Consider the following 16,036-nt stretch of genomic DNA (forward strand, 5'->3'; position numbering starts at 1 on the left):
GCGCGCTGACGTCCCTGTAACACGTCAGATAACAACCCCTTGAAGTGATCGCATCTTTTCAATAACGGGAAATTCCATGGACGCACCTAAAGACTTCTTCCGCGTGGACAACGAAACGGGCCGTGAGTCGGTCAGCGGCCGGCTGTTCCTGGACATTGGCAAGACGGGCTTCGTCGATCTGTCGGCTGTCCGTCTGCTGCGGTGCGGCGTGGACACCGTGCGGCAGCTTTACCGGGGCCTGCTGAGACCCGGTATCCTCGAGCTGTTCGACAAGCCGGGCACCGTCGTGGACTTTGCCGATGGTCGCTGGCACTCAGGCAGGGTCAGCCGTGATTCCGGCTACCAGTACAAGCTCCAGAACGCCGACCTCGGCTACGTGCTGCTGGTGAAGAACTTCAACGCCAAGGCCGACAGCATCGGCCCGCACCTCAAGATCGAAGTATCCCCGCACGCCATCGACGCCCTGTCGCCGGAACGCCTCCAGGCGCGCCTGGATTACTACGCTTCCCAGGTGTTGAGCCATGTCGAGGTGAACCAATGCGCGGTCCATCTGGCCCTGGACCTGCAAGGCTGGACGCCGCCGGATGATCTGGTCGCTCGCATGCATTGCCGAGCGCGTTCTCATCGAGATATCAGCGGTATCAACGAACTGCATTGGGACATGAAGAGCAGCGTCTATGGCCGCGGCGAGACCTCCATGTTCGGTTCGGCCAGTGGCGTGCAGCTCTGCATCTACAACAAGACCGAACAGGCCAGGGCTACCGACAAGCTCGACTACTGGGAAAGCGTCTGGCGCCGCCGTGATAGCTTCGACGAAGGCGACCCCGACAACTACGACCGCGATGCGGACGTGTGGCGCATCGAGCTGCGCTATCACCACTCGATCATCCAGCAGTTCGCCAGCGGCTCGGTGAGCCTGCACAGCGGGGTCATCATCGATACCCGCACCTATGAGGCCCTGGCGCCCCACCTCGACGGCCTTTGGCGCTATGGCTTACGGCAGTTCAAGCTGATGGCGCGCCCCGGCTACTACGCACCCATCTGGACGCTGATCCGCGACGACGTGCGCGTCGATCTGCCAGTGGAGTCGCTGCTCGATGACACGGAATACAAGCGCTACTACAAGACCTCTCGAGGCTTCTCCGGCAAGAACGTGGAATTGTTCCTGGGAAACTTCGTGAGCCTGCTCGCACGGGAGCGAGTGGGCGCTAGGCGAGCGATGCACCGCCTCAAGGACTGGGAATGCTGGCCGGTGATCCGCGACCACTACGCCGCCAAAGGCATGGATGAAGACGGGCTCTACAAGCACCTGAAAGGCTTGCTCGAGGAACGTAGCGTGCGATGGGGAAGGGCGGTGTGATCAACAAAGGCACCCATGGCTGGGACGTGGACTTTTGGCTGGATAAGTCTGCCGGTATCCGCAAGCGTAAACGTGGCTTCCGTACCAAGAGCGAGGCCGAACGCTGGATGGCCGACATGCGTCGGGAGTATCGCCATCGAGGGCGAGACCCTGGTGAACACCTGGATGATCTGGTGGACCTCTGGCACGAACTGCACGGCGCCACCCTGAAAGACCCTTATCGCTACAGCCGTACCAAGGCCATCGTCGCTGCCTTGGGCAATCCCATCGCCTCGAGCTTCACTGCCCTGGACTTCGGGCGTTACCGCACGCAACGCCTCAAGGACTGCACGCCGGCTACTGTCAACCATGAGCATCGCTACCTGAAAGCCGTGTTCAACGAGCTGATCCGTCTGGGCGTCTGGCATGAGGCAAACCCACTGGCGAACCTGCGGCAGCTCAGGGTCGATGAAACCGAGCGGGCATTCTTGAGCCTCGAGGAGTGTCGCCTGCTGCTGCGGGAATGCGAAGCCTCGACGAACAGCCACACGCTGCCGGTGGCGCAGATTTGCCTCGCGACGGGGGCTCGATGGGATGAGGCGGAAAGTCTGAGCCATGGCCAGGTGCGGGATGGTCAGGTGCGTTTCGTGCGGACCAAGAACGGCAAGAGCCGGTCGGTGCCGATCCCGCCAGAACTGGAACGGCTGATGCTCGAGCGGGGTTATCCAGGGGGAGGGCGGTTGTTCAGCTCTTGCCGATCAGCCTTCCGCAAGGCCTACGAACGCACCGGCCTGCACACCCCTGGACAGCTGACGCATATCCTTCGCCACACGTTCGCCAGCCACTACATGATGCAGGGTGGCAACATCCTGACCTTGCAACGCATCCTGGGGCATGGGGATATCAAGATGACGATGCGGTATTCGCATCTGGCGCCGGACCATTTCGCCACTGCATTGACCCATTCGCCCCTGGCATTGCTGGGACAAGATAGGGACAGTCAGGGGACAGCGCCCAAAACAAAAAGGGGTTAGCCGAAGCTAACCCCTTGAAAAGATTGGTGGCTACGCAGGGACTTGAACCCCGGACCCCAGCATTATGAATGCCGTGCTCTAACCAGCTGAGCTACGTAGCCACACGAGGCGTCGCATTATTCGCAAGGTGGGCGGGGGTGTCAACCCCTTTTCGCGAGATTTTCTGGCGTGCTTTCAATCGCTTAGCGGTCAGGGCCGCGCTCGTTCGAGCGCGCTGGCGCCATCGTCCTGCAACCTGGTTGTGCTGCACTGGCGGGGAGCATGACCGGGGTAGGCGATGAGAGCACAACGAGGCGTGGCGCTGCTGATGGCGCTGTGGGCACTGGCATTGGTGGGTGTGTTGCTGCCGGGACTGCTGGAGGCTGGACGGCAGCAATTGCTGGTGGCGCAGCTGCAGCGCGACGAGCGCGTGGCGTTGCAGCTGATGCGGGGTGGCGAGCTGTTCGTGGCGCAGGCGCTGAAGAGCAGGGCGGCGCGCACTCAGGCGCCCTTCTGGCAGGCGATGCGTGGGGAGCTCATCTCGCAGACCTTACCGGAGGGGGAGGTGCATCTGCAGTTGCGCGATCTGCGCAGCTGTTTCAACGTCAATGCGCTGGCCGGGCCGGATGCCGAGCTGGCGCTGGAGCAGCTCACTCATTTACTACGCGCGGCGGAGCCTGTACCTGGCGAGCCTCCGGCGGAGGTGCTCGCCCAGCGCATTGCGGATTGGGTGGATGACGACAGTCTGCGCCGTGCGGAGGGGATGGAGTCCCTCGACGCGCTGCGCGCGACGCCGCCGGCGCTGGTGGCGGATCGGCCGATGGCGGATATCGGTGAGCTGGACCTGCTGCAGCCGCCGCGGCGCGGGCGCCTGTGGTTGTACCCGCAGCTCTGTGCGCTGCCGGATGTGTCCGCCTGGCGTTTGAATCTCAACGCGCTGGACGCGCGGCACCTGCCGCTGCTCGATGCGCTGTTCACCGGGCGTGTATCCCGCGCGGTGCTGGAGCGACTGATCCGTGCGCGCCCGGCGCTGGGCTATACCGATGAGGCTCAGTTGCGTTCGCTGGTGGGCAGCGGGGCGAGTGATGAGGAGTACGCGTTGATGACCCACCGGCTGTTACTCAACAGCGACCGCTTCGTACTGGGGATCGAGGTCGTGGTGGACGGCCGCCGCTATCGGCGGGTGCGGCAGTTGGCGGCGGCGGGAGTGAGCTACTGGAATCCGGCGGTGCCGGTGCAGCGGGTGCGACTTTTGTCGCGCGAGGGAGCCAGTCTGTGGACTCCGCAGGAGGGCGTGCAGAGTCTTTATTGAGCGCAGGTAGCGCATCGGAGGGAAAAGGTTTTCGAATAAAAAAGAGTCCGCCCGGCCTGGACCGAGCGGACTCTTTTCAATGCAGGGGTCAGACGCCGATGGCGCCGCCGTCGGTGCGCTGGATGACCACGGTGCTGGCGCGGGGGCGCACGGTTCCGCTGGTCACTTCGGTGGCGTCGATGCTGTCGTAGGACGGCCAGTTACCCGGATGCTGGATGTTCACGAACATCGAGGTCAGGTCCGGGGTGAAGGTGATCCCGGTGACTTCGCAGCCGTTGGGGCCGACCAGGAAGCGACGTAGCAGGTCCTGATTGTCGGCGCTGATGACGGTCGGATTGCCGTCGGCATCGACGATCTGCGCCGGAACTACGGCGAGCAACTGGTCGTTGGTATAGGCGGCGACCTCGTTGCCGCTGTTGTCCGTTTCGATCCAGAGGATGCCGCGGCTGTCGAAGGTCATGCCATCGGGGCTGGCGAACTGGTTGAGATCGGTGAGGCCCGAGCGATTGGTGTCCGGGGCCGCGTCGGCGTTGGAGCCGAAGACGAAAATGTCCCAGTCGAAGCGGGTGCCCGTTTCGTCATCGTGCCAGCGCACGATGTGACCGTTGATGTTCGGCACGCGCGGGTTGGCGGCGTTGGCCGAGGTGCGTGCGCTGTTGTTGGTCAGGGTCAGGTAGCAGTCGCCGGTGAGCGGGTTCACCGTGGTCCATTCGGGGCGGTCCATCGGCGTGGCACCCAAGGCGTCGGCGGCGCTGCGGGTGTTGAGGATGATGGTCGCCAGGTCTCCGTAGATGGAGCCGAGGGTGCGTCCGTCGAGGGTTTCGCTGTCCTCGGTGAGTGGCAGCCAGACGCCGCTGCCGTCCTCGTCGAAGCGGGCGACGTAGAGCGTGCCTTCATCCATGTACTTGGCGCCGGTGGCCAGCGGATTGCTGGGGGTGGCGTCGGCGGCTTCCCAGTTGGCGGCGGAAACGAACTTGTAGAGGTACTCGAACTGGGCGTCGTCCCCCATGTAGAACGTCACCGGTTTGCCCACCTCGACCAAGCCCGGCCAGCAGCCTTCGTGGCGGAAACGGCCCAGCGCGGTGCGTTTGACGGCCAGCGCGTCGGGATTGAAGGGGTCGATTTCAACGATGTAGCCGTAGCCGCTGGCTTCGTTGCGATAGTCGTCGGTGCTGCTGGCGCCGCTGGCGGTGACGTCGAAGCGCGCGAACTCGCCGTTTTCTTCGCTGGGGTCGCCTGCAGCGCTTTCCCAACGGTAGTTGCTGGTGGCACGAATGCCGATGCGGCTCTGGTCGGCGGGGAGGGTGCCGGTGTTGCGGAAGACGCCCGGCCAGTTCTCTTCGCAGGTGAGGTAGGTGCCCCACGGCGTATAGCCATTGCCGCAGTTGTTGTTGGTACCGCGCGTCTGCGTGCCATTGATCGAGAACGGGGTGACCAGATGGCTGCTGTTACGCATCGGTCCGGCGATGTTCATCACGCTGGCGGTGGTGAAGCGGCGGTTGTAGCGCGAGCCTTCGACCACGCTCCACACGCCGTCCGTGCGGCGAATGTGGATGACCCCGGCGCCGTGGGCGTAGATTTCCTTGCGCACTTCGTCGACCGGACGCACGCCGCCAATGCTGGTAGCGCCGCCCGGGTGCAGGGCACTTTGGTCGATGTATTCGAAGTTGATCGCCAGCAGGCCTTCGTCGGAGCTGCCGTCGATGGGGAAGAAGCGCATGCCGTCATGGTGCATGCCCACCGCGTTCAACTGGTCGGTGGGGGTATTGCTGCCATCCTGCTGCCAGGCATTGGCCATGCTGTTGAGCGGGGTGCCCCAGGGGGCGAGCACTTGAGCGGTGTAGCCGGTGGCGACGGCCAAGGCGTCCAGGCGGGCTCCGGGAATGGATTCGAAGCCGAGGCTGACGCTGGGGGTCGGCGCGGGCGTATCGCTGTGGCTGCTGCCGCCACCGCTGTCCAGGCAGCCGGTGAGGCTGAAGCCGGCCATCATGCCAAAGGCGGCGCCCAGGCCTCCCTTGACGATGCTGCGGCGTGACAGGTGCTTCTCCAGCACGGAGGTGAACGGCTCGTTGCCGCTCTGGTTGTAGACTTGCTTGTCGCAGGTGTACTGACTCATCGCATGGGTTCCCTGTGGTGGTCGGTCAATCACGGAAACCCGGACGATAGAGGCGCTCTGTGATAGCGCGTTTACGAGCTTGTTAAGCTTTTGTTCAACTTTCGCAACGCTGGTAGTCGTCACCAATCTGTCATCCGCTGGCCCTTAGCATGCCGCCTCGTGAACAGGACACGGGGATGCGAGAGTGGACGAGCAGCGGCGAAAGACGATGGGCTGGTTGGCGGCGGGGGCCTTGTCGCCCTGGCTGGCTGGCTGTGCATCGCCGATGCGGCAGGCCACCGGAGCGCGCGCGGGCCATCTCTCGCTGCTTTATTACGCGGACACGCTGGATGCCCGCCAGCCGGGTTGGCCGGTGGTGCCGCGCATTCGTCTGGGCGCTGCCAGTCGCATCGGCACGCCGCCCTGGCTGACCGGTCCCGACGCTTTGGCCGCGGCGGGCCATCCCGATCCGCATATCGCCGCCTTGCTCGATGCCAGCCAGACGCCTGAAGAGCGCTATGGCGGCTACGCGACCCTGGGCGCACGCCTGGAACGGTTGCGTCGCGAACTGGGCAGCGATAACACCCTGACTCTGGAGAACGGCCAATGCTGGAACGGCAGCGGCCTGGCGCACCTGAGCGGCGGACAGTCCGGTCCTGCCGGCAGTGCGCTGCTGGGTGCCGAGGCTCGGGTCTCCAGCGACGAGCGCCTGTTATGGGGCGCGGCCTGCCCTGGGCTCTATCGACAATTCGGTGGCGCGGTGCTGGGGGCGGACCTCACAGCGGCGCGCCGCGAGGCGCTGGGCGTGCGCAGCTACGCGCTGTTCGAGCGCGGCGGCGTCAAGGTCGCCGTGCTGGGCATCGCCGACCCTTATGCCGCCGACCAGCCCGGACGTCTCGCCGAATGGTACGCACGCCTGCTGCCGCAACTGGACGAAGCGCGCAGCGCCGCCGACCTGCTGGTGGTGATGGCCGATGTCGGCAGCGGAGCCGGCATCTGGCTGGCCGAACGACTGCCGCAGGCGGACCTGCTGCTCTGCGCGCGCGGCCAGGATTTCTGGCCGCGCCTGGTCGAGGTACCGCGCCAGGTGGGCGGCACGCTGCCGGTGTGCCTGGCGGGCACCCGTGGCCAGGGCGTGTTCGAGCTTACCTGCCAGGGCAGCGCCGCTGGCTGGCGTTTCGAGGCGCGCTTCCACCCGGCATTGGCGAGTACGCTGAGCGCCGATGAGCGTATCCGCGCCGCCCAGTTGCAGCGGCAACTGGATGCCGCGCGCGCGCCCCACGCGAGCTGGCTGGACCAGGGCCTGTTGCGTGCGCCCCAGGACCTCTGGCGCCGCGATCTGCTCGGCGGCAGTTGGGATGCGCTGATCGCTGCGGCGCTGGGCGAAGGCTTCGACGGCCCGGTGCTGTTGCCGGGGCTGCGCTACGACCTGCCGCTGCGCCGCGGCGAGTGGATCACCCGTGAGCACCTGCTGGCGCTCACCGGCGGTCACCCGGCGCGGGTGGTCGAGGCGCGCAGTTCCGCCGAGGAACTCGCTCGTGTATTGGAACAGGCGGCGGATGCCCGCTTCGGCGATCCGCTGCTGCTCGACGACAGCCGTGACCTGCCGCGCCTGAGTGGCGCGCAGTGGAGCTGCCGCTATGGCGCGAGCGGCGGCCAGCGCGTCAGCCTGCAGGCGGCTAGCCTGCAGCAGACGCGCCTGTGCCGCAGCATCGCGCTGGACGGGCAGGGCGACGGCGAGCCGCTCTGGCAACGCCTGGAGGCCGACCTGCTGACCCGCGGCCCGGAGTGGCGGCCGGCGCCATTGGCGCTGCCGCAGATGCGCTTCGTTGAAGGTCATCCCGGCTGGCATCCGTTGCAGGAGGCGCTGGCATGAGCGCCTGGGAGCGTCTTCAGGGGCCGTTGACCCAGGGTCTGGTTTTTCTGCTCGCGCTGCTGGGCGCGTGGCTCGCCGGGCGCACGCTGGCCGACTTGCGCAGCCTGCAACTGCAGCGTCCGCCGCTGGCGACGCCCATGGCGCAGGGCGATCTGGCCGATCTGTGGCTGCACGAACACTGGCCGAGCGCCGTTGCCGACGGCGCCCGCCTACCGCTGACGCGCCTGCCGCTGGCCTGGGTCGGCGCCCTGCGGGCGACGCCGCTTTCCGCGTCGGTGGTGGTGCTGGCGCTGGAGGGTCGACAGCTGAACCTGGCGCTGGGCGAGCGTCTGCCCGGTGGCGCGGTACTCACCGATATCGATGACGAAGGCCTGGTGCTGGACAACGGCGGCCGCCTGGAGCGACTGCCCTGGCCTGCGCCACGCCCGCAGGCCACCGTCCTGAGCGCCGAAGAAGCGGCCAACCGCCCGGCACGCGCGGACCTGCGCGGGTTGCTCGACGACCCTTCGCAGCTCGGCCAACTGGTGCGCCTGACGCCGCTGCTGGAGAACCGTCACGTTGCCGGCTACCGCCTGCAACCGGGGCGCCAGGGCGAGTGGTTCGAGGCCCTGGGGCTGCGTCCTGGCGATGTGCTGCGCAGTGTCGACCAGGTGCCGGTGAGCGATCTGGCCGCGCTGGCGCAACGCCGCGAGCACTGGCGCGCAGCCACCTCGGTAGAACTGGGCCTGGAGCGTGCCGGGCGTCCGCTGACCCTCGCTGTGGAGTTGCCGTTGTGATCCGTGCGTTCTCGCTGTGTCTGTGCCTGGCGCTGTGCGCCGCTCCGCTGGCGGCCCAGGAGCCGGCGCGCTTCGCCGTGGACTTCCAGGACAGCGAGCTGACCGAATTCATCGAGGCGGTGGGGCGCATCACCGACACCACCTTCATCATCGACCCTCGGGTGCGCGGCAAGGTCAGCGTGCGCAGTCCCGAGCCGCTGGACGCCGAGGGCGTCTACAGCGTGTTCCTCGCACAACTGCGCGCCAACGGCTACGCCGCGGTGGAACTGGGCGATGGCCGCGTCAAGGTACTTCCCGACCAGGCCGCGCGCATGGAACCGCTGCCGGTTGAGACCGGGCCCGCCGGCGGGCCCGGCGACGTCATCGCCACCCGTGTGTACAGCGTGCGCAACGGCAGCGTCGAGCAGTTGCTGGGCATCCTCAAGCCGCTGGTCGACGCACGGGTCGGGGTGATCACGCCGTACCCGGCGAGCAACCTGCTGGTGGTCACCGACTGGCGCAGCAATCTCACGCGGATCGGCGAGTTGGTGGCGCATCTGGACCAGGTCAGCGAGGAACCGGTGGAGACCATCCCGCTGCGCTATGCCCGCGCGCAGACCGCCGCCGGACTGTTGGAGAAGATGCTCGCCGGGCGCAACCCGGGCGCGGCGCCGGCCCAGGTGCTGGCCGACGAGCGCGGCAACGCGCTGCTGGTGCGCGGCGACGCCGCCACCCGCGCCCAGGCGCGCGAGCTGATCGCGCAACTGGACGTTTCCCGCGAGGAGGCGGCCAATACCCAGGTGGTCTACCTGCACCACGCCAAGGCCGACGAGGTGCTGCGGGTGTTGCGCTCGCTGGCCGGCGACGCCCTCGCCGAGCCGGGCGCCGGCAGTACCCTGGTCAGCGTGGCGCCGAGCAGCGCGGTGGGTGCCGCGGAGCCGGTCGCCAGCAGCGCGCCGCGCAGCAGCAATCAGCCGAGCCTGCGTCTGGAGGCGGACAGTGGCACCAATGCCATCGTCATGGTCGGCCCGGCGCAGGAGATCCAGTCCTACCGGCAGATCATCGAGCAGCTCGACATCCGCCGCGCACAGGTGGTGGTCGAGGCGATCATCGCCGAGATTTCCGACTCGCGGGCCAACCAGCTCGGCGTGCAGTGGTTGTTCCTCGATCCGGACGGCAAGGTGCCGGCCGGCAGCGTCAACTTCACCAACGGCACCCCGATCAACGCGCTGGCCGCCGCGGCGGCGACCGGGGATTACTCGGAGGTGGGCGATCTGCTCAGCGGCATGCAGGGCATCGGTGCCGGCGTTGGCCGCATCGGCGGCGGCGGACTGAACTTCGTCGCGCTGATCCAGGCGCTGAAGAGCGAAAGCGGCTTCAATCTGCTGTCCACGCCGACCCTGCTGACCCTCGACAACGCCGAGGCGTCGATCATGGTCGGCCAGGAAGTGCCCTTCGTCACCGGCTCGGTGACCAGCAACAACACCAACCCGTACCAGACCATCGAGCGTCGCGAGGTCGGTGTGAAGCTGCGCCTCAAGCCTCAGATCAACGAAGGCAACACGGTGCGCATGGAGATCGTCCAGGAGGTTTCGTCGATCGCCGACAGCGCCTCGGCCAGTGACGTGATCACCAACAAGCGCGAGATCCGCACCACGGTAATGGTCGAGGACCAGGGGCTGGTGGTGCTCGGCGGGCTGATCAGCGACGAGAACACCGACAGTGCGCAGAAGGTGCCGCTGCTCGGCGACGTTCCCGGGCTCGGCGCGCTGTTCCGCTCCACCTCCAAGGCGCACACCAAACAGAACCTGATGGTCTTCATCCGTCCGCGAATCCTGCGTGATCCGGCGTTGCTCGAGCAGTTCTCGGCGGCCAAGTACCGCGACCTGGGCCGCGATCTCGCCGCCCAGGGACGTGGCCTCGACGGCCTGCCAGCCCCGGCGTTGTCCCTGGGCGAGCTGTTTCCTTCCTCGCGGGCGCGCCTGGAGGGGCTGCAGTGAGCGCCTTGCTGCCCTATCGCTTGGCGCGTCGCGCCGGTGTGGCATTGCAGCCCCAGGCCGAGGGCGTGCGGCTGCTCTGCCGCGAGGATGCGGACCTGGCGCTGCTGCAGGAAATCCAGCGGGTGCATGGCGCGGCGCACTGCGAATGGCTCGCCGGCGAGGTCTTCGACGCACGCCTGGGGCCGCTCTACGAAGCCAACCGGGCGAGTGCCGAGGCGCTGGTCGAAGGCATCGGTGAGGAGGTCGACCTGGACGGCCTGATGCAGGAATTGCCGCGCAGCGAGGACCTGCTCGCCAGCGAGCACGAGGCGCCGGTGATTCGCCTGATCAACGGGCTGTTCGGCGAGGCGTTGCGTCTGGGCGCCTCCGACATCCATATCGAAACCTTCGAGCAGGCGCTGCTGGTGCGCTTGCGCGTCGATGGCCAGTTGCGCGAGATCCTCCGCCCGCCTCGGGCGCTGTCGGCGATGCTGGTGTCGCGCATCAAGGTCATGGCGCGCCTGGACATCGCCGAGAAGCGCCAGCCCCAGGACGGTCGCATCGGCGTGCGCGCCGGGGGGCGCGAAGTGGACGTGCGGGTGTCCACCCTGCCGGGCGTACACGGCGAGCGGGTGGTGATGCGTATCCTCGACAAGCAGGCCGAACTGCTCGCCCTCGATGCCCTCGGCCTGCCGCCGGCGGTGGAGCGGCCGTTACGCGCGGCGCTCGCCCAGCCCAACGGCATCCTCCTCAGCACCGGCCCCACCGGCTCGGGCAAGACCACCACGCTGTATGCGTCCCTGGCGCAGCTCAACGATGGCAGCCGCAACATTCTCACCGTGGAAGACCCGGTGGAGTACGCGATTCCCGGCATCGGCCAGACGCCACTCAATCCGCGCGCCGGGCTGACCTTCGCCAGCGGCCTGCGGGCGATCCTGCGGCAGGACCCGGACGTGATCATGATCGGCGAGATCCGCGACCTGGAGACCGCCAGCATCGCCGTGCAGGCCAGCCTCACCGGGCACCTGGTGCTCTCCACCCTGCACACCAACAGCGCGCTGGGCGCGGTGACCCGCCTGCGCGACATGGGCGTGGAGCCGTTCCTGCTCGCCGCCAGCCTCAAGGGCGTGATGGCGCAGCGCCTGGTGCGTCGGCTGTGCCCGCACTGTGCACGTTGGCGCGAACGACGCGCGGCGGAGGCGCCGCTGCTCGAAGGCTTGCAGGCGCTGCCGCGGCTGCGCGAGGCGGTCGGTTGTGGCGAATGTGGGCACAGCGGCTATCGCGGCCGGCTGGGTCTCTACGAGTTCATCGAGATGGACGCCGGGCTCGCCGAACTGCTCTACCGCGGCGCCGGGGAGGCGGAGATGGCGCGCCACCTGGCGGGTCGTCACCAGGGCCTGCGCGAGGCCGCGCTGGCGCGCTTGGCGGCGGGCGAGACGAGCCTCGAGGAGGTGCTGCGTGTGGTTCGTGGCTGACCGGCGGAGGCTGTGCTGATGCCGACCTACCGCTACGTCGCGCTGGCCGCCGATGGCCGCCGCGTGCGCGACCTGATCCGCGCCGACAACGAGCGGCATGCCCGCGAGCTGCTGCGTGAGCAGGGCCTGCTGCCGCGCAGCCTGCGTGACGGCGAGAGTCGCCGGGTGCGCGGCCAGCGCCTGGGGCACGGCCCGCTGGCGGACTTCGCGCGGCAACTGGCGACCCTGGTCGGCGCGGCGATTCCCCTCGCCGAGGCGCTGCAGATGCTCGAACGCCAGGCCCGCGAGCCGCGCCTGCGTGCCTTGCTGGTCGACCTGCTGGCGCAGGTGCGCGAAGGCTACGCGCTGGCCGATGCGTTGCGCCGACACCCGGCGACCTTCGATGGCCTGTTCCGCGCGCTGGTCGAGGCGGGCGAGCGCGCCGGCCGCCTGGGCCCGGTGCTCGAGCGCCTGGCCGACTATTTGGAAGCGCAGCAGCGCCAGCGGCACAAGGCGCGCACTGCGTTGATCTACCCGGTGGTGTTGATGGGCGTGTCGCTGGCGGTGGTCGCCGGCTTGATGAGTTTCGTGGTGCCACGGCTCACCGCGCAGTTCGAGCACAGCGGCCTTGCGCTGCCCTGGCTGACCCGCGCACTGATGGCGCTCAGTGAGGCGCTGGTGAGTTACGGCGCCGCTGCCGCGGTACTGCTGGCGCTGGTGCTGCTGGGACTTGCCCGGCTGCTGCGCCAGCCCGCCTGGCGTCATCGCGCCGACGCCCTGTTGCTGCGCCTGCCGCGCCTGGGTGAGCTGTTGCGCACGCTGAACAGCGCGCGCCTGGCACGCAGTCTGGCGATCCTGGTGGGCAGCGGTATCCCGCTGCTCGAAGCGCTGCAGGTGAGTCGCGCGGTGCTGCGCAACCGCCTGCTCGGCGAGGCGCTGGACGGCGCCATCGAACAACTGCGCGGCGGTGTCGGCCTGGGCCGCGCGCTGGAGCGCAGCGGCCAGTTCCCGGCGCTGCTGGTGAACATGGTCGCCTCCGGCGAATCCAGCGGAACCCTGGACGCCATGCTGGACAAGGTGGCGCAAGCCCAGGAACGCGACTTCGACGGCCAGGTGGACACCGCCCTGGCGCTCTTCGAACCCCTGATGATCCTGATCATGGGCGGCGTGGTGCTGTGCATCGTGCTGGCCATCCTGCTGCCGATCATGCAGCTCAACTCCGCCCTCAACGTCTAGCGAGGACTCCGCCATGCAAACCGAACTGAGCACCCAACGCCTGACCGACTGGCTGTGCATCGCCCTGGCCCTGCTGCTGCCGGTGATGCTGGTCGACCAGATCCTGCCGTTCTGAGGTCCGCCATGGGTATCCAACGGCAACGCGGTTTCACCCTCATGGAGATCATGGTGGTGATCTTCATCATCGGCCTGCTGGTGGCGATCGTCGCCCCCAGCGTGCTCGGCAACCAGGACAAGGCCATGCAGCAGAAGGCGCGCGCGGACATCGCCAGCCTGGAGCAGGCGCTGGACATGTACCGCCTCGATAACCTGCGTTACCCCACCAGCGAGCAAGGTCTGCAGGCGCTGGTGAAGAAGCCGGCGAGCGGCCCGGAGCCGCGCAACTACCGCGCCGAGGGCTACATCCGCCGGCTGCCCGAGGACCCCTGGGGCCAGGCCTACGTCTACCGCACGCCCGGCGAGCACGGCCGTCTCGACCTGTTCAGCCTCGGCGCCGACGGGGTCGAGGGTGGCGAGGGCCTGGATGCCGACATCGGTAACTGGAACCTGTAGATGCAGAAGGGCTTCACCCTGCTCGAGCTGATGCTGGTGCTGGCGCTGATCGGCCTGCTCAGCGGCCTCGGCGTGGCCCTGCTCGACGGCGGCGAAGGCAGTCGCAAGCAGGCGCGACTGGAGCTGCTGGCGGACGAGTTCCGCCTGGCGCGGGAGCTCGCCCTGCGCAGCGGTGAGGTGCTCGGCTGGCGTAGCGAGGGCGGCAGCTATCGTTTCCTGCGGCTGCAGGCTGGCGCTGGCCAGCCGCGCTGGGAGGCATTGCCCGGCGACGCGTTACGCAGTGGCTCGTGGCCCCAGGGGCTGCGGCCGCAAGCAGCCGGCATGGCGGTGTGGTGGCCGTCCGGGGAGAGCGATCCGCTGTCCTTGAGTTTCGACTGGGGCGAGGGCGAGCGGCGTCTGCGACTGCTGGCCGATGGGCGCGTGACCCTGGAGCGTCTGCCATGAGGCGGATGCGCGGCTTCACCTTGCTGGAGGTGATGGTGGCGCTGGGCATCGTCGCGCTGCTGGCGGTGGTCATGGCCCAAGCCATCGGCCTGCGGGTGGATGTCGCCGCGCGGGGTGGCGAGCGCGATCTGGTGGCGCTCTGTGCGCGGGAGTTGGCGGCGCGTTTCACCGTGGAGGGCGAACCGACGCAGCGCCAGGGCGTGCTCTTCGAGGGGGGCAGCACCTGTCATTGGCGGTTGCAGGCGGGCGATGAGGTCATGCCGGGGCTGCGTCAGGCGCAACTGCAGATCTATGCCGACGCCGAAGGTCGGCGACTGCTCGACGCGCTGCCGCAGTTCTTCGCGCGATGAGCGGCCAGCGTGGCATGACCCTGATCGAATTGTTGCTGGCGCTGGCGCTGACCGCGTTGCTCGGCGTGTTGCTGGCGAGCTCCGTGAGCCTGTGGCTCGATGCGCGGCAACGCCTGGCCAGCGCGCCGGGGCCGGCGGCGCGGGTGCTCGATTGGTGCGACGGGCTGGAGCGACGCTTCGACGGCCTGCTGCTGCGCGATTTGCAGGAGGCACGCCTGCCGCTGGCGGCCCAGCGCCTGGATTGGGATGGCGCTCGTCTGCGCTGGGTGGCCCTGGATGGCTGGCCGCAGGCCACCGCCGGACCGCCGAGCCGGCTGCGGCGCTTGAGCCTGGAGTGGCAAACCGAGCGGCGGCGACTGGCGCTCGCCGCCAGCGGTGATCTGGATGCGCCGGCGCAGCCGGTCTGGCAAACGCTTTCGACCCTGGATGAGGTGGACAAGGTGGTTTTCTCCTTCCATGACGCGCGTGGCTGGCGCGAGCAGGCCGGCCGCGATGGCAGTGGCGTTGGCGGCGTGCGTCTGGCGTTCGAGCATGCCGGCGCGGGCTACGTCTGTACCTTCGCCTTGCCGGAGCAGCCATGAATCGTCGAAGCACGGGCGGCGGTGTGCTGCTGCGAGCGCAACGTCCCGGTCTGCCCGGTGAGGACAACCCGCTGCTGGCCTGGGAGGCCGGTGAGTGCCTGGGGCCGGCGCAGGCCGAGCGACTGGGCGGACGTCCGCTGGCGCTGCTGCTGCACGGCTGGGATTGCAGCCTGTTCGACGTCGCCGCGCCGCGGGGCATTCGCCCCCAGGAATGGGGCGTGCTGCTGGAGGACCGGCTGCTGGAACCGGCCGAGGCGCTGCACCTGCAGGCGCTCGCCCAAGGTGCCGGGCGCCTGCGGGTGGTGCTGCTGCGGCGCGCCCTGCTCGAAGCCTGGCGCGTCGAGCTGGCATCACGGGGCTTGGAGGTAAGCCATTGCTGGGTCGACTTCCAGTTGCTGCCGGAACACGGCCTCTGGCAACTCGACAGTGGCTTGCGCCTGCGGCAAAAGGCGCAGGACGCTGAGCAGTGGCTGTGCGCGGCCGAGATGCGGGCGTTGCCGCCGCTGCAGCGCGAGACGCCGGCGGAGCGGTTTTCGTTCGCCTGGCCCAGCGTTTTGCCGCCCACCCTGTGGCCGACCGCGGCGCCGCGCCGCCGTGGCGCGCGGGCGCCTCGAGCACTCTATATGGCGGGCGCCGCGGCGTTGTTGTTCGCCGCCCTGCACCTGGGATTGCACGAGGTCGCGTTGCTGCGTGAGGGCGCCCTGCAGCGCGATGCCCTGGCCGCGCGCCTGGGCGTGCCGGCGCAGCGCTTGAGCCCGGCGCAGGCCGAGCGGCTGCTGCGCCAGGCGCGCCAGTTCGAGGCGCAGCAGCGGGTGCAGCAGCAGCGCCTGGATGACTGGCTGGCGAGCGTACGGCGGGTGCTGCGCGAGCAACCGGGCTGGCAGTTGGCGGCCTGGCAACAGGGCGAGGAGGGCGTGCGCCTGGAACTTCGCGGCGACGGTGACGCCGAAGCGCTGTTCGAGCGCTTGCAAGCCGGCGCCGCCGACGCCAGGCTGCAGCGCATCGATGTGGACAGCGGCCTGGCGCTGCTCGCGCAATGGCAGCCATGAG

General features: G+C 68.4%; 14 protein-coding genes and 1 tRNA gene. 13 read left to right on the forward strand and 2 right to left on the reverse strand.

Annotation, left to right across the window (positions count from 1 at the left end; all coding sequences use genetic code 11):
* Positions 1-76: 76 nt before the first annotated feature.
* Together ACYRGX_RS07955 and ACYRGX_RS07960 are read left to right on the forward strand one after the other, a co-directional pair.
* Positions 77-1,360 (forward strand): hypothetical protein, encoded by a 1,284-nt coding sequence (locus ACYRGX_RS07955; protein WP_473056064.1) that lies wholly within the window; start codon positions 77-79, stop codon positions 1,358-1,360.
* Positions 1,342-2,373: a phage integrase gene (locus tag ACYRGX_RS07960; protein WP_473056065.1), complete on the forward strand. Its 1,032-nt coding sequence runs from the start codon at positions 1,342-1,344 to the stop codon at positions 2,371-2,373. The genes ACYRGX_RS07955 and ACYRGX_RS07960 overlap by 19 nt, the downstream gene beginning before the upstream one ends.
* 24 nt (positions 2,374-2,397) lie before the next feature.
* On the opposite strand, the gene ACYRGX_RS07965 is transcribed toward ACYRGX_RS07960, so the two are convergent.
* Positions 2,398-2,474: transfer RNA gene (locus ACYRGX_RS07965), tRNA-Met, on the reverse strand.
* A 176-nt stretch (positions 2,475-2,650) separates the two neighbouring features.
* Between ACYRGX_RS07965 and gspK the strand changes: the two genes are divergently transcribed.
* The gene (gene gspK / locus ACYRGX_RS07970) at positions 2,651-3,664 is read left to right on the forward strand and encodes a type II secretion system minor pseudopilin GspK (protein ID WP_473056066.1); all 1,014 of its coding nucleotides are present in this window, start codon (positions 2,651-2,653) and stop codon (positions 3,662-3,664) included.
* An 88-nt stretch (positions 3,665-3,752) separates the two neighbouring features.
* Here the strand turns inward: gspK and ACYRGX_RS07975 are convergent, their stop codons facing one another.
* A complete protein-coding gene (locus tag ACYRGX_RS07975; RefSeq protein ID WP_473056067.1) occupies positions 3,753-5,780 on the reverse strand; it encodes a PhoX family protein in 2,028 nt (675 codons plus the stop codon).
* 208 nt (positions 5,781-5,988) lie between these two features.
* Here ACYRGX_RS07975 and ACYRGX_RS07980 point away from each other — a divergent pair, with 208 nt between their 5' ends.
* From ACYRGX_RS07980 to ACYRGX_RS08025, 10 genes are all read left to right on the forward strand, one after another.
* On the forward strand, positions 5,989-7,635 hold the full coding sequence (locus tag ACYRGX_RS07980) for a bifunctional UDP-sugar hydrolase/5'-nucleotidase (RefSeq protein ID WP_473056068.1): 1,647 nt from the start codon (positions 5,989-5,991) through the stop codon (positions 7,633-7,635).
* Positions 7,632-8,411 (forward strand): hypothetical protein, encoded by a 780-nt coding sequence (locus ACYRGX_RS07985; protein WP_473056069.1) that lies wholly within the window; start codon positions 7,632-7,634, stop codon positions 8,409-8,411. The genes ACYRGX_RS07980 and ACYRGX_RS07985 overlap by 4 nt, the downstream gene beginning before the upstream one ends.
* Positions 8,408-10,390, forward strand: a complete 1,983-nt coding sequence (gene gspD, locus ACYRGX_RS07990; protein WP_473056070.1) for a type II secretion system secretin GspD — start codon at positions 8,408-8,410, stop codon at positions 10,388-10,390. The genes ACYRGX_RS07985 and gspD overlap by 4 nt, the downstream gene beginning before the upstream one ends.
* A 5-nt stretch (positions 10,391-10,395) precedes the next feature.
* Positions 10,396-11,844 carry a GspE/PulE family protein gene (locus tag ACYRGX_RS07995; protein WP_473056654.1) on the forward strand — a complete coding sequence of 483 codons (1,449 nt, stop codon included), beginning with the start codon at positions 10,396-10,398 and terminating at the stop codon, positions 11,842-11,844.
* A gap of 18 nt (positions 11,845-11,862) precedes the next feature.
* Positions 11,863-13,059, forward strand: coding sequence for a type II secretion system inner membrane protein GspF (gspF, locus tag ACYRGX_RS08000; RefSeq protein ID WP_473056071.1), 1,197 nt, complete (start codon positions 11,863-11,865; stop codon positions 13,057-13,059).
* Positions 13,060-13,182: 123 nt separating this feature from the next.
* Positions 13,183-13,611, forward strand: a complete 429-nt coding sequence (gspG, locus tag ACYRGX_RS08005) for a type II secretion system major pseudopilin GspG (protein ID WP_473056072.1) — start codon at positions 13,183-13,185, stop codon at positions 13,609-13,611.
* The gene (locus tag ACYRGX_RS08010) at positions 13,612-14,055 is read left to right on the forward strand and encodes a prepilin-type N-terminal cleavage/methylation domain-containing protein (protein WP_473056073.1); all 444 of its coding nucleotides are present in this window, start codon (positions 13,612-13,614) and stop codon (positions 14,053-14,055) included.
* On the forward strand, positions 14,052-14,405 hold the full coding sequence (locus tag ACYRGX_RS08015) for a prepilin-type N-terminal cleavage/methylation domain-containing protein (protein WP_473056074.1): 354 nt from the start codon (positions 14,052-14,054) through the stop codon (positions 14,403-14,405). The genes ACYRGX_RS08010 and ACYRGX_RS08015 overlap by 4 nt, the downstream gene beginning before the upstream one ends.
* Complete coding sequence (locus ACYRGX_RS08020) at positions 14,402-14,986, forward strand: prepilin-type N-terminal cleavage/methylation domain-containing protein (protein ID WP_473056075.1); 585 nt, start codon at positions 14,402-14,404, stop codon at positions 14,984-14,986. Before ACYRGX_RS08015 ends, ACYRGX_RS08020 begins: the two co-directional genes overlap by 4 nt.
* Positions 14,983-16,035 (forward strand): hypothetical protein, encoded by a 1,053-nt coding sequence (locus ACYRGX_RS08025; RefSeq protein WP_473056076.1) that lies wholly within the window; start codon positions 14,983-14,985, stop codon positions 16,033-16,035. Before ACYRGX_RS08020 ends, ACYRGX_RS08025 begins: the two co-directional genes overlap by 4 nt.
* The last annotated feature ends 1 nt before the right edge of the window (position 16,036 follow it).

The sequence above is a fragment of the Pseudomonas sp. R4-15 genome (assembly GCF_055768815.1).

Bases quoted from the DNA above. Each gene is read 5' to 3' on its own strand.
- ACYRGX_RS07955 (WP_473056064.1), top strand. From the start codon at position 77: ATGGACGCACCTAAAGACTTCTTCCGCGTGGACAACGAAACGGGCCGT.
- ACYRGX_RS07960 (WP_473056065.1), top strand. From the start codon at position 1,342: ATGGGGAAGGGCGGTGTGATCAACAAAGGCACCCATGGCTGGGACGTG.
- gspK (WP_473056066.1), top strand. From the start codon at position 2,651: ATGAGAGCACAACGAGGCGTGGCGCTGCTGATGGCGCTGTGGGCACTG.
- ACYRGX_RS07975 (WP_473056067.1), bottom strand. From the start codon at position 5,780: ATGAGTCAGTACACCTGCGACAAGCAAGTCTACAACCAGAGCGGCAAC.
- ACYRGX_RS07980 (WP_473056068.1), top strand. From the start codon at position 5,989: ATGGGCTGGTTGGCGGCGGGGGCCTTGTCGCCCTGGCTGGCTGGCTGT.
- ACYRGX_RS07985 (WP_473056069.1), top strand. From the start codon at position 7,632: ATGAGCGCCTGGGAGCGTCTTCAGGGGCCGTTGACCCAGGGTCTGGTT.
- gspF (WP_473056071.1), top strand. From the start codon at position 11,863: ATGCCGACCTACCGCTACGTCGCGCTGGCCGCCGATGGCCGCCGCGTG.
- gspG (WP_473056072.1), top strand. From the start codon at position 13,183: ATGGGTATCCAACGGCAACGCGGTTTCACCCTCATGGAGATCATGGTG.
- ACYRGX_RS08010 (WP_473056073.1), top strand. From the start codon at position 13,612: ATGCAGAAGGGCTTCACCCTGCTCGAGCTGATGCTGGTGCTGGCGCTG.
- ACYRGX_RS08015 (WP_473056074.1), top strand. From the start codon at position 14,052: ATGAGGCGGATGCGCGGCTTCACCTTGCTGGAGGTGATGGTGGCGCTG.
- ACYRGX_RS08020 (WP_473056075.1), top strand. From the start codon at position 14,402: ATGAGCGGCCAGCGTGGCATGACCCTGATCGAATTGTTGCTGGCGCTG.
- ACYRGX_RS08025 (WP_473056076.1), top strand. From the start codon at position 14,983: ATGAATCGTCGAAGCACGGGCGGCGGTGTGCTGCTGCGAGCGCAACGT.